This is a genomic window from Bacillus sp. CBEL-1 (assembly GCF_004348885.1).
GTDB classification, from domain to species: domain Bacteria; phylum Bacillota; class Bacilli; order Bacillales; family Bacillaceae_H; genus Priestia; species Priestia aryabhattai_A.
On record NZ_SBIM01000013.1, the window covers coordinates 407,078 to 421,178 of the forward strand.

Sequence of the window (14,101 nt, forward strand, 5' to 3'; positions counted from 1 at the left end):
CCCCTTCCTTATCGTGTCACTACATCATTAGCGATTTGTGTTTTCGTTAATGCTTCTTGTAATATACGCTCTTGTTCTTGTCTATGAGTGGTTGGGTCTCCTTCTGCTGGGCTTGAACGTCTTCTGCGGCCAATATAATCAACGCTTACGCCTTCTGGTGCTACTTCGCGAAGCTTAGCCTCAACATAATTCCAAGCGCCCATGTTCTCAGGCTCTTCTTGCATCCAAGCAATCTCTTTTAAGTTTGGATATTTAGCAAATAAATCAGCTACAATTCGTCTTGGGAATGGATAAATTTGCTCAAGGCGTAGTACGTGTAACCAATCTAGCGACTTATCAGATTTTTGAATACGATCTGTTAAATCACCGCTAATTTTACCGCTGCATAGAACGATACGTTCAACTTCTTCCACTTTCTCACCTAAGTTTGGTTGCTCGACAACTAAGCGGAAAGACCCGTTTGTGAATTCTTCCATATTCGATACGCTAAACGCACTTCGAAGCAAACTTTTTGGTGCCATAACGACAAGTGGACGTACCTCTTCTTTTTTTAAGATAGCCGCTTGACGACGTAATAAGTGAAAGTACTGCGCCGCACTCGTTACGTTTGCCACCGTCCAGTTATTTTCAGCAGCTAGCTGTAAGAAGCGTTCTAACCTTGCGCTTGAATGCTCTGGACCTTGACCTTCATGCCCGTGTGGAAGCAGGAGAACCATGCCTGATTTTTGTCCCCATTTCGCGCGACCTGCTGAAATAAATTGATCAATGATAACCTGACCAGCATTTGCAAAGTCTCCGAACTGAGCTTCCCAAATCACAAGTGTTTCTGGTGCGAATACATTATATCCGTAGTCAAACCCTAATACTGAGCCTTCAGAAAGTGGACTGTTACGAATATCAAAGGAAGCGCTTACGTTCTTCATTGTGTGCAGTGGTGAGTATACATCCCCTGTCTCATAATCATGCAATACAAGATGACGATGAGCGAATGTTCCACGTTCTGAATCTTGTCCTGTAATGCGAATCGGCGTACCGTCACGTAAAATACTTGCAAATGCAAATGCTTCACCTAATGACCAGTCTGCTTTCCCGTTTTCTTCAAACGCTTTCGCACGTTTTGACAAAATACGATCTAGTTTTGGAAATACTTTAAAGTCTTCTGGGTACGTCACAAGCTCTCGGTTAATCTCTAAAAGCTCTTCTTTTGGCACAGACGTGTCTAAAGTTGGAATACCATTAAATACTGCTTTTGGCATTTCCATAATTTGATGACGTTTTTCTGCTTTTGGTGGTACTTTATCATAAGCAGTCTGCAATTTCTTTTGAAGTTGCTCACTAATTTCATTCACTTGTTCGTTAGTGACTACTTGTGCTTTTTCCAATTGTTCAGCATAAAGAGCTCGAACTGTTGGACGCTTTGTAATAATTTCGTACATCTTTGGCTGCGTTACAAATGGCTCATCCATTTCATTATGACCAAATCGGCGATAGCCAATTAAATCAATCAAGAAATCTTTATTAAAACGGCGACGATACTCAATTGCAAAATAAGCCGCTGCCAGACATGCTTCTGGATCGTCTGCGTTTACGTGGACAATCGGAATTTCGAATCCTTTTGCTAGATCGCTCGCGTATTTTGTTGAACGAGAATCTACACTTTCCGTTGTAAACCCAATCATATTGTTGGCGATAATATGAATAGTTCCACCCGTTTGATATCCAGAAAGCTGATTTAAATTTAGGGTTTCCTGAACAATTCCTTCACCTGGAAATGCTGCGTCACCGTGAATTAGAATCGCAAAAGATTTTGTGATGTCTTGCTTTGGATAACCGTTAGTTTGGCGATCGTCCTGAGCAGCTCTTGTAAACCCTTCCACAACTGGATTGACGAATTCCAAATGACTTGGGTTACTTGCCAATGTCAAACGAGCTCGAACTGTGTTTTCAGCTTTAATTTGTTTATCTGCACCTAAGTGATATTTTACGTCCCCTGTCCAACCATAGTTAATACCGATTGAACCTTCAGATGGTACAAGTTCTTTATTCGGTGAATGTTGGAACTCAGCAAAAATCATTTCATACGGCTTGCCTAGTACGTGTGCTAACACATTTAGACGTCCACGGTGCGCCATTCCAATATTAACTGTTTTCGGACTTTTTTCGACAGAGCGCTCAACTAATTCATCGATTAACGGAATAAGCATATCTACGCCTTCAATTGAGAATCGTTTTTGTCCGACAAATGTACGATGTAAAAATTGTTCGAACCCTTCTACTTCCGTTAGACGCTTTAATACTGAAATACGCTTTTCATCAGAAAGAGGTTGAAAAATTGCTCCTGACTCCACCATTTCAGTAAGCCACTTATTCTCCTCCATGTTATGTACATGATGGAATTCAAACGCCATTGTCTTCGTGTATACATCCGTTAAATACTCAATTGCAGCCAGACCATCTTTTACGTGTCCAGGCGCATTTGCGCAAAGAATTTCAACCGGTACTGCTTTTAAATCTTCCTTCGATAATCCATAGTCTTCTAGATGTAGAAGCACAGGATCTTTTTTACCGCTTTCCAACGGCTTGATTGCTGCATATAAATGACCGTATGCACGAATATTTTCTGCTAGCTTAATGGCAGCAGCAATTTTAGCTGTATTAGCTGCTGGAACATGCTGTGTGTCTGCTGCTTCAGCATAGCTGCTATCAAGTAATGGCGGTGCACCCCAATAATCAAATAGTTCTTTTAGTTCTGGATCTATTAAATCCGACTTTTCTTCATATAACTCATACTGTTCTAATACATAGCCATAGTTTGGGCCCAAAAACCCTTTCCAAGGCTCACCTCTGTTTGACGTTTCGTTACCCATTTAAAAACCCCCAACGAGTTATAATAAGTGAAATCTTTATTCAACTTTTAATGTCTTACTAGAATTAAAGTGTTAAAAGTGATTGATTTCGCATTTTCAAAATACTGATTGCCTTATGGTCAGACATCTTTACAAGATGGATGTTCTTCCAGTACTTGTATTTGATATCTGTCTCTATTTTACCACTGTTGAGCCTGTCAATCAAAATGAAATCGCTATATTTCTTTAATTTTTTTTACTTTTTTAATAGTCTTACGACTTTTTGAAAGCGCTTTATAAGTAAAGTGAATTACTTATCAAAATAAGTCTTAATGAATGGTTATCACACAACTATCCATGCAACTTAATTGCTTAAAATTTAATTTTAAATTTCATAACTTAGCGATATAACTGCCATTTCTTTCAGTCATAGTTATAGTTTCAAATACAAAAAAAGAAGCTTATATTTCATTAAGCTTCTTTTTCCTCTATTGTACCCTCTAATTCAATTTTTACGTTTCCTTGGATTGCTCGTGAAATCATGCAGGAGGTTTCTGCTTTTTCCATCAGGCGCTGAACGAGACTTTTTTTCTCCATGTCTTTTGAATTTAATACAACCTGTGGACGATGAATGATTTTTTCGTAGGTAAACACACCTTTTGTGACGTCCACCACTGCTTCTGAGTTCATTGTGAGGGCTGCTTGTACAATACCACTTCTTTCAAGCATTGCTGCAAGCGTAATAATATAGCACGTTGCAGCTGCTCCAAGTAGCATCTCATCTGGATTTGTGCCGATTCCAGGTCCGTCCATTTCTGGTGGAATCGAGATTTGTGTTTTTAACTGCCCAGAGTGAATTTCACCTACTTCGTTTCGTCCTCCTGGCCAATTTGCGTTGAGATGAAAATGATGCTTCGCCATTTTGTTCCACTTCCTTCATTATAATTACTTTTAGTATAACGCCACTGTCAGTAAGTTAACACCATTCTGCTCATCAAAAAAAGACTACGAATCCGCAGTCTTTTCTTAATATAACGGAACAATTTTTGCTTCAGCGACTTTTTTCTTAATTAAAGGCGGTAGCCATTCGCGCACATCTGAAAACTCATAGCCCCAAAAACTAGCCTTTTCATTACTCATGGTCCACGAATGATCTAGCCCATAAGGCGACGCGTTCTCATCCGTTACTCTCTTTGTGATTTTTGCCTGCTGATTTGTTTCAGCTTCTATTAAACTCATTAACTCTTTTAGCGAAATGGCACCGTTGGAGCATGCATTAATCGGGCCTTTTAGCTTTTGCTCTCCGCACCATGCTAAGAACGCTCCAGCTTCTTCTCGTGAAATAAAATTAAGCTGTGCATCAATATCAGGAAAACCGATTTCTTCTTGATGCATCACTTTATCAATATGGAAGCGAAGACGATTTGTATAATCATTATCACCTAATACAATCGGAATGCGTACAGCTGTCACTGAAAAAGGTGCTTTTTGAAAAAGGACGGCTTCAGCTTGTCGCTTTCCTTCTTGATAAGAGATATTTTCTTTTCTAGCATACGATATTGGGTACGTATATGGATCAAAATCCTCTTCGTAAAAATGTTCTTTTGAAGAACCATATACAGATAAGGTAGATGTTAGTACATAGTGGTCTGTACTATTTTGAAAAGCGTCTACAGCTACTAAAGCGCCATGAGATGAATAACAAATTTGATCAAAAACCACATCCCACTTACGACCGCGCGTTGCTTCTATAATGGATTGTTTCTCAACGCGATCTAACTTAATTCGCTCTACTCGATTACCAAACGAATCTTCACGCTGTCCACGATTTGCAATGGTAACCTGTACTTTTTTTGCGAGTAATTCTTCAACAAGATTCGTGCCAAAAAAACGTGTACCGCCTAAAACAAGTGCTGTTTTCATCTTTTCTCCACCTTTCATAATATCTTCTTTCTTATCATACCATTATTATCCATGGTTGCGTACTTTTTAGTTGTGAAACTTTTTTATCATTTTCAATGGATATATTGTCCTTCCCTTCATTTATTCATGATAAGATAGCCATATTGTTCTGTAAAACGGTAGACTTTTAGGCTACGATATTAATTGAAAAGGAGTTGAATTATGATTGAAAGGTTCACCGATTAAACCAAGTGAGCGAATCATTACGTTGGATGTCATTCGAGGTTTTGCGTTATTAGGCATCTTGCTCGTCAATATGCCCGCTTTTCATTCACCAGATTTCATTCATCAGCTATACGCTATAGATGTAGGTTACGAAGGGTTAGACGCCATTATATACGCATTTTTACAGCTTTTTGTTCAGGTTAAGTTTTTTACAATCTTTTCATTCCTATTTGGGGTGGGCTTTTATTTATTCATGAAAAGAGCTGAATCGAAAGGATTAAAAATGAGAAGCTTGTTTTTTAGAAGAGCTTCTATTCTATTAATTATTGGTTTGCTTCATTTAATCTTTTTATGGTTTGGAGATATCCTACACCTTTATGCAGTAGGTGGATTTTTACTATTGGCTTTTTATAACCGCATGCCCAAAACTCTCATTAAATGGGCCTTTAGCTTGTTAGCCATTTATTTAGCTCTTTTATCCATAACGTTTTTTATTCCAGTTGATATGATGGACGAACTTGGACTAGGAAATGCAGATGATGTGCTGCCTACATACATTTATATGTATGAAAGCGCTCCTTATCTACAATGGCTTGCTTATCGAGTAAAAATTGAGGTCATTCCAATTTTACTTAATATCCCATTCACGTTAATACCCGTGTTTGCTTTCTTTTTATTCGGCTTATATGCAGGAAAAAAAGGTATTTTTGAAAATGCCGATTGCGCTCCTTTTATTAAAAAGGTTCAGATAGTAACAGGTGCACTAAGTATACCTTTTGTCATTTGTTTATTTTTGTTGCTGCAAGGTCTATGGGACGTCGGTGTATACAAATCTTCCGCTACTGACCTCTTTAAAAATTTAAGTGGATTTTCTCTTTGTTTTTTCTATATGGCCACTTTAACTCGATTACTGCAGTTAGATATCTGGAAGAAACGGCTTGGCTGGCTTCAGTTTGTAGGCCGGATGGCGTTAACCAATTATTTAGCTCAGACCATCATTTGTTTTATCTTGTTTAACGGCTTTAATTTATACAATCACGTTAGTTTGACCTTAGGTACTGCAGTTGCTATTGTAATTTTTATTGCTCAAGTCATTTGGAGCAAAGCATGGTTTAGATTTTTTCAATTTGGTCCAATGGAATGGCTATGGCGTATCCTCACTTATGGGCATAGTTCTCCTTTTAAACGTCAACCAAAAGCAAGCTAAAAAAAGCGCTGTAGTATGGAAACTACAGCGCTTTTTTCTTTTCTAATGAAGAAAGAAAAATAAAGCTAGACCCAAAAAGAAAAGTGAAAGAATGAATTCAAATGTCCACTGCCACTTTTCTCGTTTTAAAATGATATGTTCAATTGCAGAAAGAAATGAGGTTGCGCTTACACACACTAAAATAAAGCTAAGCTGACTTACGGTAAACTTTGTTATGAAGCTGATAATAAGCAAAGTAGCAACAACTAAAAACAAAGTGAGCTGAACGGCAAATACCCATTTAATTCTTTGCTTGTACCCATCCTTTAACGCTTGTAATAAATCATTGCTAATCACAACTTTACTCCTTTATACATTTAAAACGACTACGATTTTATCGAGACATAAATATCAACCTGACTGAAATCTGGATCAATGCAGCGCTCATCATAGAGCTCGAAATCCAAAACGAACGCTCGCTCATTCTTATTGGACCACTCCCATATGTATGACCAAGCATCTAAAACCACTTGCTTAGCGGGACCGATAGCTGTAGTAAACACCATATACTCACCCGCTGGAATGGTAAACTCTTGCATTTCTTCTCTTAGCTCTCCACCTGGTGTAACTTCATATCCAAGTGCAAACGTAAATTCAATTGGATTTAACAATTCATAATCTGCATATAACGCAAACATCTTTCCATTTACTTTATTGGCAATTTTATTAGCCATTTGTTGCTTGTAAAACATGTCCCAATGGGCTGGAATTGTCCCCGTTCCTTTTTCTTCTGCCCGATCCGTTGTACGAATAGGAACCCCTACTACGGTTAGTTCATCAATATAAACTTTCCGCTGGTCTACCACTACATTCGCCAACATGACGACCCCCTGTCACTTCCAAACTCTTTTAATCTCTAAATGAGGGAATTACTTCTTTAATATGAATTTTATTTGTATTCAAACAAAACGTCAACTGGCTAAGTTCACTCTGCTTATAAAAAAAAGAGTCTATTTTTAAAGTTTCCTCAATAGGTATAGGATACAAACAAGTAAATAGATAGAGGTGAACTGATGAAACTTATTGAACTAGCAAATATTATTAAGCATAGTGAGCTCACTACTATAGAGCACTTCCCAGAAGAGTTCTATACTGAATATACAATTACTAACCCTATTATTCATATCTCATTAAAAACAAGTCAAACCAAACAGCACGTTATTTCTTTTACTATCTATCTGAAAAAGGAAAAACAATATTGGGCTTCATATGACCACAGCACCGATTCAATTTATGAACTATATTGTAACCTTCATCTACCAGCTTCAATTAAAGAAATTTTCCTTCACATGGCTAATTGCTAGCTTATACAAATAGACTTAACGTTTGTTTATCAATTTTTCTCGCATTATCTTTTTCATAGGTTTTGTGAATATGGCGCTTAATTTGTTTTAAGAATGACATTACTTCACCACTTGACATAAAAGCATGATTTAATGATAACGAGTACTTATTGGCCACCCGAAGCTCTTCAGCTCCTACAGATATTGGAACATATTGAAAAAGGTTCCATGGATAGTAGAGTGTTGTAAATGACTTTGAAAAGTAAATTCCCTCTGCGCATATCGTAATTCCTTCTGTTTTTTGATGAGGGTATGTGCTTAAATGCGCAACAATACGGTTTGTTTTTGCTACAGGTAAGCGATTTTTAATTTCTTTTGTCATCTCTTCACCTAACTGATCTGTTGTTGCCAATACCTGCTCCGCTTTTAGCAGTGGATTATGCTCTTGAAAAGAGGCACAAATTGATGTTAATCCTTCTAGTGAAATAGCTGGGTATGTATGCTCCTTACACATAAACTCATGTGAGTGATGACACAATAGCTGCTGAATTTTTCGCAATAGGTCTATTAACTTCCCCGCAGAATATGCGTTTTCATTCAAGTGAAAAATTTCTTCACCATTAAAGCAGATAATGTGTTCTCCTCTAAGGGAGATCGATGTAAGCCGTTGAAACTCATTCCAACTTATCGACCCTTTCTTTTTGCGCCAACACTTCCAATAAAGCCCGTCCGTTGTTAAGTAAAATCCTCTCTTACCATAAAACCCGATTAAAGACGTATCTAAGTATGCAATTACTTTTTCTTGCCTTTTCATTTGAAAATATTTTATCGCCGCTTTTTCGCATGAACGTGGAATGGATGTTGCATAAAAACTTGCTTCTTGATACATTAAACATAAATCTCTTAGATACGTTGTTTTCGTTAGTGCCACGTTCATCCCCCCTTTTTCTACTACCTTATTAAACGTCACAAATTAGAAAAAGTTTCATATTTTTATCCATTCCCTAAAAAACTTTTTTTATTCCGAAAAATAAGATAATTAAAAGTGCAGAGCGAAACCTAAAAAAGCGTACAGAATTCCAATACGCTTCTTAACTCGTTTAATTTACTTTCTCTTCTTTTACTTTCGCTGCTTCCAGCGACTCAACTCGCTTAATAAGCTGATGCATTGCTTCTAGTAGCGCACGATCATTTTCTGTTTTTGTTTTCATAAAGTTAATAAAAGAAACAATTAAATACGCTAATGTTGCAAAAATTGCAATGTAGATTAAAATAGGAATAAATGCTAAAATGGCCATTGTTTTCAACCCCTTCCATACATACCTATACATAAGCTCTATACTACATTACTATCCTCCAGTTTTCAATTTGGTGTAAAGGAGCGTTACTATGATTATTCGAAGTTATGCAAAAGCTGATGCAGATATGTTATTAAATTTGTTTCAACAAACCATTAAAACAGTTAATCGCGAGCATTATTCAACCGAACAGCTTGATATTTGGTCTGGTCAAGCAGGGTGGATAAACCGCTTAGAACATAACGTTACGCTTGTTGCCACTATTCAATCCTATATCGTTGGATTTATTACCATGAAAGATGATGGTTTGATTGATTTACTATATACACATAAAAATTTTCAACGCCAAGGCATTGCTTCTGCGCTGTTAAAAGCCGTAGAAGCAAGAGCCTATACGCTTGGCCTCACTGCTCTCCAAACAGAAGCTAGCATTACAGCAGAACCATTTTTTGAAGCACAAGGTTTTCGTATTGTTAAAAAGCAGCAAAAAAAAGTGCAAGAGATTGCGTTTACAAATTACTATATGACGAAATCACTCATATAAAGAATAGTTAGGTTGTCAAAATACGTTCGTTTCATTGCACTTCAGACACAAACTTTCCTCTAGTTCCGGCAGGCATCGAATATCTCCCCCTACATTCCGCTAGTTTTTAATGATTTGCTAGATCAACAAAAATCCGAACTATAAGGGAACTAACCCTCAATAGTTCGGATAGATTATTAACGAAAAGACTGTATTCCAACTTCTTTTGCTATTTTGCTAACGTAGAAGGAACAGACTCTTTGCCATACTCATTTACAGCCGTCACATAATAACGAGCTCCTTTTGTATTTTCATCTTCAAACGTTTTTCTCTCATGCTCTGAAACACTACCGATATGAACAAATGAACCATCTTGTTCCTTTTTATAAATACGATACCCAATAACATTTCCTTCACGAACCGCATGCCAAGAAATAAAGTTACCTGCTATTTGTATATTAGTAGGCGCAGTAGGAGTAGGCGGCTCTGATTCTAATTCTTTCGCTTGCTTTTCTATAAGCTCTGTATAAACAACTAACCGCTCTTCATGCGTTCCTTCTGCACGATCAAATGTACCCGTACACGTAATTAGATTGAGGCTTCGACCATCACTGTAGCCAAAGATATCGTTTAGAGGTGCCTCGCTTCTCGGATAGCTTTGAATCTTTTTTACAATGAAAATCAGCTTTGTGCCTCGCTCACCTGTTACTTGCACTTTGTCACCTTTTTTGAGATTTTTTAAGTTATAAAAAATGGCTGGACCGCTTTTACTGTCAACATGTCCTGCTAGTACTGCATTCCCTTTAGCACCTGGCTTTGCTCCTGGTTCATACCACGCGACACCGTCTTCAGTTGATGGGGCTGCCATTTCTCCGCTATCTAGTAGTCCTACCCGTTCAATCGAGGCTTCCACATCAATAGCAGGAATGGTGACTTGAGTAGGAGTAATTCCTTTAAACCGTTGATTTAATTTTGAAGGATCTGTCTTATGTGATTTCATGACGGTGAACTCTTCTTGAAGCGTCACTTTACTTTTTAGATCTTCTTTGCTTTCTTTACTGAGAGAACCTTCACCTGTTGCTTCTTCTGCTTGAGCAAGAATTTCTTTCACATAAAGGGTACCACCAATTGCTAATAATGCAAATAAAAGAATATATGCAGTAATAATTGCTTTTTTCATCTGCTTCCACCTCAATTCTATTACACAATGGCGAAAAGAAGAGAGATTACTCCCTCTTCTCTTCCCTGTATTGCTTATTTACTTGCTTGCACTTTACGACGAACAACTACAGCTGCTGTTAATGCCGCTAAAGCTCCTAGTGCTGTCCATACGATTGTTAATGGATTTGTTGTAGATTCAGAAGCTCCACCCAAACCAGTTTTCGGCATATCTGTTGGCATTTTTGTCTCTGCAAATTGGTCTGGTGATTGCTTAACGATTGCATCACCAAGCGCTTGACCAACACCAAACATTAGCTTATACCCTTCACGAAATGTATCATAACTTCCGTTATAGTTACCTGAAGCATATTGTTCAAACGCTTTAATCACCGTTTGCTCATGTGCTAATACAGCTTCTTTCGCTGCATCAGATGGTAGGTTTTCTTCAGTTGCAGCTCCTAAGAATGCTCCAAACTCATCAGCGAATTTTTTCAATTTTTCTTGAGCTGCTGCTTCCGCTTCTTTATCACCTTTCACTTTTGCACTAGCAAGCTCTGCTTGTGCGTTAATGTGGTCTCCTTGCCAAATCTTTTCAAACTGTGCAGCTCCTTCATCTCCATAAATAGATGCAATAGCTGCTTTGAAGTCCGCAGTATGTGCGTCTTCAGCCCAGTTTACAAAGTCATAGTCTGCTGCACCGTCAAATCCTTTTTGCATACCAATTGCTGCTAGGGCAAAATGCTCTGAAGCTAAGCTGTTTAACGTAGAACGTAAATCTGCTGCTGGCGTATCTGATTTTGAGTTCTCGAACTTTTCAGGCATTTGTGTAACGATTGCATTTGATAAAGCATCGCTAATGACATACATATGCTTAAATCCTTCACGGAAAGACTGGTAAGCGCCTTCATAGTCTCCTTCAACATAATCGTCAAATGTTTCTAAAACTTGATTTTCGTGAAGTCTTACTGCTTCTTTCGCTGTTTCTTCGGGAAGTTTACCTTCCGTTGCTGTTCCTAAGAAAGCTGAGAATTCATCAACAAATTCCTGTACTTCTTTTTCAGCTTCTGCTCGGGCATTTTCATCTTTTTCTTTCGCAGCTTTTACAAGGTCATCTGTATAGTTATTATGTTCTCTGAAAATTCTCTCAAATTCTTTCGCACCTTCGTCACCATATACAGATGCAATAGCTGGTGTCATATCAGCCGCATTTTCATCTAGTGCTTTAAACGCTTCATCCGCATCTTCCGCACCATCATAAGCTTTTGTCATTGCAGTTACTGCTAAAACGAAATGTTCAGACAATAGCTGATCAAGAGTGGAACGTAAATCTGCTGCTGGAGTCACCACTGTCGGGTGCACTTGTGCTGGTTCTGCGGCGCTTGCTATTGTTGGTACAAGAAGTGATGCACCTAATACTGGGGCTATTAATTTTTTGCTAATTTTCATTTTTATACACTCTCCTCTAGTTTTGGGTTTTTTTCTACATTTTCACAACGAAATTTTTTTATTCCTAGATCACTTTTTTCTAAAAAATTTTTTTCTTTTTTGACTGTGACCTATATTCGCTACTTACCTAACGAATGAAGTTTGAATTGAGATCACACTTTTTTTATTTTTATCATAAGTGCGCTCTCTATTTATCTAACGAACTCATTATCAGGTTGGATCACCTTCCTTTTAAAAATTTCTTAATAAGTTGTTCTTACTAACTAAACGCACACTTTTTATATTCGGATCATTTTTTTCTCAAAAAAAGTTTTTCTGCTTCTTATCACATAGTTCAAGCACTCCGCAGCATAGATAATAAAAGCATTTCTATTCTACTTACGGAGGGAACTCATATGGCTCATCTTTATTCTAAAGGCTGGTTTATAAAAGAATTAAAAGCTGTAAACGTTACAAAGATTGAAGGAAGAAAGCTTGAAATTTTTAAAACATACATCCTTCGTAATCTCTATCTTGAGCTAGTAGAAGATGGCATAATTAAACCTCCTTTACCATCTGAATAAACAAGAAACAGCCTTTGAGCTTTCGCTCAAAGGCTGTTATTGCATAGATAAAGATTGATCTAGAAACTCCGTTACCCGCTTTACATATTCATTTGGATACTTACTATACCCTTTTACATGAGGCACATCTTTAGGCACCCAAAGTTTAAACTCATCCGGATGTGTTTTGACCATCTTTTGACTTTCTGTGTACGGAATAGATGTATCTCCGTTACTGTGGATAAATAAAATAGGACGAGGATAAATATCTTCAACTGCTTGTATTGGACTTGCATCTTCAGGGTTTAAATCAGCAATATACGGAACCGTTGCGAGCGTAAGCGGCGTAAATGGAAAGTCTGGAAGCTTGGACCATACTGATAGATTATCTTGAAGATAGGTTTTTAAATCACTAAACGGACTGTCAGCAATGACTGCTTGAACACTTTCTTCTTGACCAGCCGCTAGTAGTGATGTTGCTGCTCCCATTGAAATTCCATATAAAACAATGGGTTCATCTGTTTCTTCTTTCACTTGATCAATAACTCCAAGCAAATCCAACTGCTCTTTTACGCCAATTGTCGTTTGGTCTCCTTCCGATTCTCCAGCATTTCGAAAATCAAAAGTCACCACTCGGTATCCAGCTTCTATTAAACTTTTACTTAAAGGAAGAAAACCTCCATTTACATCATGACGATTTCCTCCGTAGCCATGCGACATAATAATAGTAGCTTTCGGAGAGCTTTGTGGTTCCATCATCCATCCTTTAAGCTCTGTTTCTCCGTCTCTGCTTGTAAATACCTCATCATGATATGTTAAACCATACGTACTTGGATTTTCTGTTACAGGTTGTCGCTCTTTTTTAGTCAAGCTAAGCCCTACATAAATTGAAATCGCTGTACACAGTACAATCACTAGCAAAATTAATGAAAAGCTTCCAATCCATATCATTTTTCTTCTTCGGCTGTTCGAAACCTGAGTTTGTTTAATAACGGGTTTCAAGCGTGCACGCTCCTTCACTTTTACTAACAAAGGTTATTTTACACGATTTTGTTTTGATATAAAAGATAAAGTCCTTTACTTTCTAAGCGCTTTCTGATCAATCATTTGTATAAAAGAAGTTTTTCCTTCTACATATTCTGCTGGACTGTATTGATACTTTTTAGCTAGCTCTTGTTTTAAACATGCATACTCTTGTGCCTCATCTGGGTGTTTAATTAGGTAATCTCTAAATCTCAAATGTCTACCCACTTCGGAATGGCCTTGTTCATACATGTGAACATGATGAGTTCTATCTTCTCCTCCTTTTTGAAAATACCTTCTTCCTTCTATGCCGTTTTCTCCCTTACACTCGTAGCCTCTTTTTATCATTTCATCATTATATGTATGAATAAACGCAATATTTTTGACTTCTATCAAAATATCGATGACTGGCTTTGCTGCTAATCCAGGTACGGACGTGCTGCCGATATGATGAATATCCACAATTTCATCTTGGAAAACTTCTTCTATTAACTGCTTTTCTACTTCATATTGATCCTTCCATTCTCGCTTGTAAGGTACTACTTTCATTTCTCTCATGATAAGCCTCCTCTTTAAAAAATCCTTTTGTATAGCGTACTATACAAA

At 37.6% G+C, this 14,101-nt stretch carries 15 protein-coding genes; 4 read left to right on the forward strand and 11 right to left on the reverse strand.

Features of this window, described 5'->3' with window-relative positions:
• Positions 1-8: 8 nt before the first annotated feature.
• The 3 genes from sucA to EPL02_RS12215 all read right to left on the reverse strand — a co-directional run bounded on the left by sucA (position 9) and on the right by EPL02_RS12215 (position 4,769).
• On the reverse strand, positions 9-2,867 hold the full coding sequence (gene sucA / locus EPL02_RS12205) for a 2-oxoglutarate dehydrogenase E1 component (RefSeq protein WP_131887854.1): 2,859 nt from the start codon (positions 2,865-2,867) through the stop codon (positions 9-11).
• A 450-nt stretch (positions 2,868-3,317) separates the two neighbouring features.
• Complete coding sequence (locus EPL02_RS12210; protein WP_131887855.1) at positions 3,318-3,767, reverse strand: OsmC family protein; 450 nt, start codon at positions 3,765-3,767, stop codon at positions 3,318-3,320.
• Positions 3,768-3,872: 105 nt separating this feature from the next.
• The gene (locus tag EPL02_RS12215) at positions 3,873-4,769 is read right to left on the reverse strand and encodes an NAD-dependent epimerase/dehydratase family protein (protein ID WP_131887856.1); all 897 of its coding nucleotides are present in this window, start codon (positions 4,767-4,769) and stop codon (positions 3,873-3,875) included.
• Between the two features lie 205 nt (positions 4,770-4,974).
• Here EPL02_RS12215 and EPL02_RS12220 point away from each other — a divergent pair, with 205 nt between their 5' ends.
• Positions 4,975-6,180 (forward strand): DUF418 domain-containing protein, encoded by a 1,206-nt coding sequence (locus EPL02_RS12220; RefSeq protein ID WP_131887857.1) that lies wholly within the window; start codon positions 4,975-4,977, stop codon positions 6,178-6,180.
• Positions 6,181-6,222: 42 nt separating this feature from the next.
• Here EPL02_RS12220 and EPL02_RS12225 read toward each other — a convergent pair whose 3' ends face one another.
• On the reverse strand, positions 6,223-6,516 hold the full coding sequence (locus tag EPL02_RS12225) for a hypothetical protein (RefSeq protein WP_131887858.1): 294 nt from the start codon (positions 6,514-6,516) through the stop codon (positions 6,223-6,225).
• A 29-nt stretch (positions 6,517-6,545) separates the two neighbouring features.
• Positions 6,546-7,040, reverse strand: coding sequence for a GyrI-like domain-containing protein (locus EPL02_RS12230; RefSeq protein WP_131887859.1), 495 nt, complete (start codon positions 7,038-7,040; stop codon positions 6,546-6,548).
• A 192-nt stretch (positions 7,041-7,232) separates the two neighbouring features.
• Here EPL02_RS12230 and EPL02_RS12235 point away from each other — a divergent pair, with 192 nt between their 5' ends.
• Positions 7,233-7,523 (forward strand): hypothetical protein, encoded by a 291-nt coding sequence (locus EPL02_RS12235; RefSeq protein ID WP_131887860.1) that lies wholly within the window; start codon positions 7,233-7,235, stop codon positions 7,521-7,523.
• 1 nt (position 7,524) lies between these two features.
• Here EPL02_RS12235 and EPL02_RS12240 read toward each other — a convergent pair whose 3' ends face one another.
• A complete protein-coding gene (locus EPL02_RS12240) occupies positions 7,525-8,433 on the reverse strand; it encodes a hypothetical protein (protein WP_094910357.1) in 909 nt (302 codons plus the stop codon).
• A 169-nt stretch (positions 8,434-8,602) separates the two neighbouring features.
• Entirely contained in the window at positions 8,603-8,800 is a 198-nt protein-coding gene (locus tag EPL02_RS12245; RefSeq protein WP_131887861.1) for a hypothetical protein, read from the reverse strand.
• Positions 8,801-8,891: 91 nt separating this feature from the next.
• Here EPL02_RS12245 and EPL02_RS12250 point away from each other — a divergent pair, with 91 nt between their 5' ends.
• Positions 8,892-9,344: a GNAT family N-acetyltransferase gene (locus EPL02_RS12250; protein WP_131887862.1), complete on the forward strand. Its 453-nt coding sequence runs from the start codon at positions 8,892-8,894 to the stop codon at positions 9,342-9,344.
• A 208-nt stretch (positions 9,345-9,552) separates the two neighbouring features.
• Here the strand turns inward: EPL02_RS12250 and EPL02_RS12255 are convergent, their stop codons facing one another.
• Both EPL02_RS12255 and EPL02_RS12260 read right to left on the reverse strand, forming a co-directional pair.
• On the reverse strand, positions 9,553-10,503 hold the full coding sequence (locus EPL02_RS12255) for a class F sortase (RefSeq protein ID WP_131887863.1): 951 nt from the start codon (positions 10,501-10,503) through the stop codon (positions 9,553-9,555).
• 74 nt (positions 10,504-10,577) lie between these two features.
• Positions 10,578-11,930, reverse strand: a complete 1,353-nt coding sequence (locus EPL02_RS12260; RefSeq protein ID WP_131887864.1) for a copper amine oxidase — start codon at positions 11,928-11,930, stop codon at positions 10,578-10,580.
• A 395-nt stretch (positions 11,931-12,325) separates the two neighbouring features.
• Between EPL02_RS12260 and EPL02_RS12265 the strand changes: the two genes are divergently transcribed.
• Positions 12,326-12,493 (forward strand): YflJ family protein, encoded by a 168-nt coding sequence (locus EPL02_RS12265; RefSeq protein WP_131887865.1) that lies wholly within the window; start codon positions 12,326-12,328, stop codon positions 12,491-12,493.
• A gap of 36 nt (positions 12,494-12,529) precedes the next feature.
• Here EPL02_RS12265 and EPL02_RS12270 read toward each other — a convergent pair whose 3' ends face one another.
• Positions 12,530-13,474 carry an alpha/beta hydrolase gene (locus tag EPL02_RS12270; protein ID WP_131887866.1) on the reverse strand — a complete coding sequence of 315 codons (945 nt, stop codon included), beginning with the start codon at positions 13,472-13,474 and terminating at the stop codon, positions 12,530-12,532.
• 75 nt (positions 13,475-13,549) lie between these two features.
• Positions 13,550-14,053 (reverse strand): GrpB family protein, encoded by a 504-nt coding sequence (locus EPL02_RS12275; RefSeq protein WP_131887867.1) that lies wholly within the window; start codon positions 14,051-14,053, stop codon positions 13,550-13,552.
• Between the last annotated feature and the right edge of the window lie 48 nt (positions 14,054-14,101).

Bases quoted from the DNA above. Each gene is read 5' to 3' on its own strand.
- EPL02_RS12215 (WP_131887856.1), bottom strand. From the start codon at position 4,769: ATGAAAACAGCACTTGTTTTAGGCGGTACACGTTTTTTTGGCACGAAT.
- EPL02_RS12230 (WP_131887859.1), bottom strand. From the start codon at position 7,040: ATGTTGGCGAATGTAGTGGTAGACCAGCGGAAAGTTTATATTGATGAA.
- EPL02_RS12265 (WP_131887865.1), top strand. From the start codon at position 12,326: ATGGCTCATCTTTATTCTAAAGGCTGGTTTATAAAAGAATTAAAAGCT.
- EPL02_RS12210 (WP_131887855.1), bottom strand. From the start codon at position 3,767: ATGGCGAAGCATCATTTTCATCTCAACGCAAATTGGCCAGGAGGACGA.
- EPL02_RS12235 (WP_131887860.1), top strand. From the start codon at position 7,233: ATGAAACTTATTGAACTAGCAAATATTATTAAGCATAGTGAGCTCACT.
- EPL02_RS12260 (WP_131887864.1), bottom strand. From the start codon at position 11,930: ATGAAAATTAGCAAAAAATTAATAGCCCCAGTATTAGGTGCATCACTT.
- EPL02_RS12275 (WP_131887867.1), bottom strand. From the start codon at position 14,053: ATGAGAGAAATGAAAGTAGTACCTTACAAGCGAGAATGGAAGGATCAA.
- EPL02_RS12245 (WP_131887861.1), bottom strand. From the start codon at position 8,800: ATGGCCATTTTAGCATTTATTCCTATTTTAATCTACATTGCAATTTTT.
- EPL02_RS12250 (WP_131887862.1), top strand. From the start codon at position 8,892: ATGATTATTCGAAGTTATGCAAAAGCTGATGCAGATATGTTATTAAAT.
- EPL02_RS12255 (WP_131887863.1), bottom strand. From the start codon at position 10,503: ATGAAAAAAGCAATTATTACTGCATATATTCTTTTATTTGCATTATTA.
- sucA (WP_131887854.1), bottom strand. From the start codon at position 2,867: ATGGGTAACGAAACGTCAAACAGAGGTGAGCCTTGGAAAGGGTTTTTG.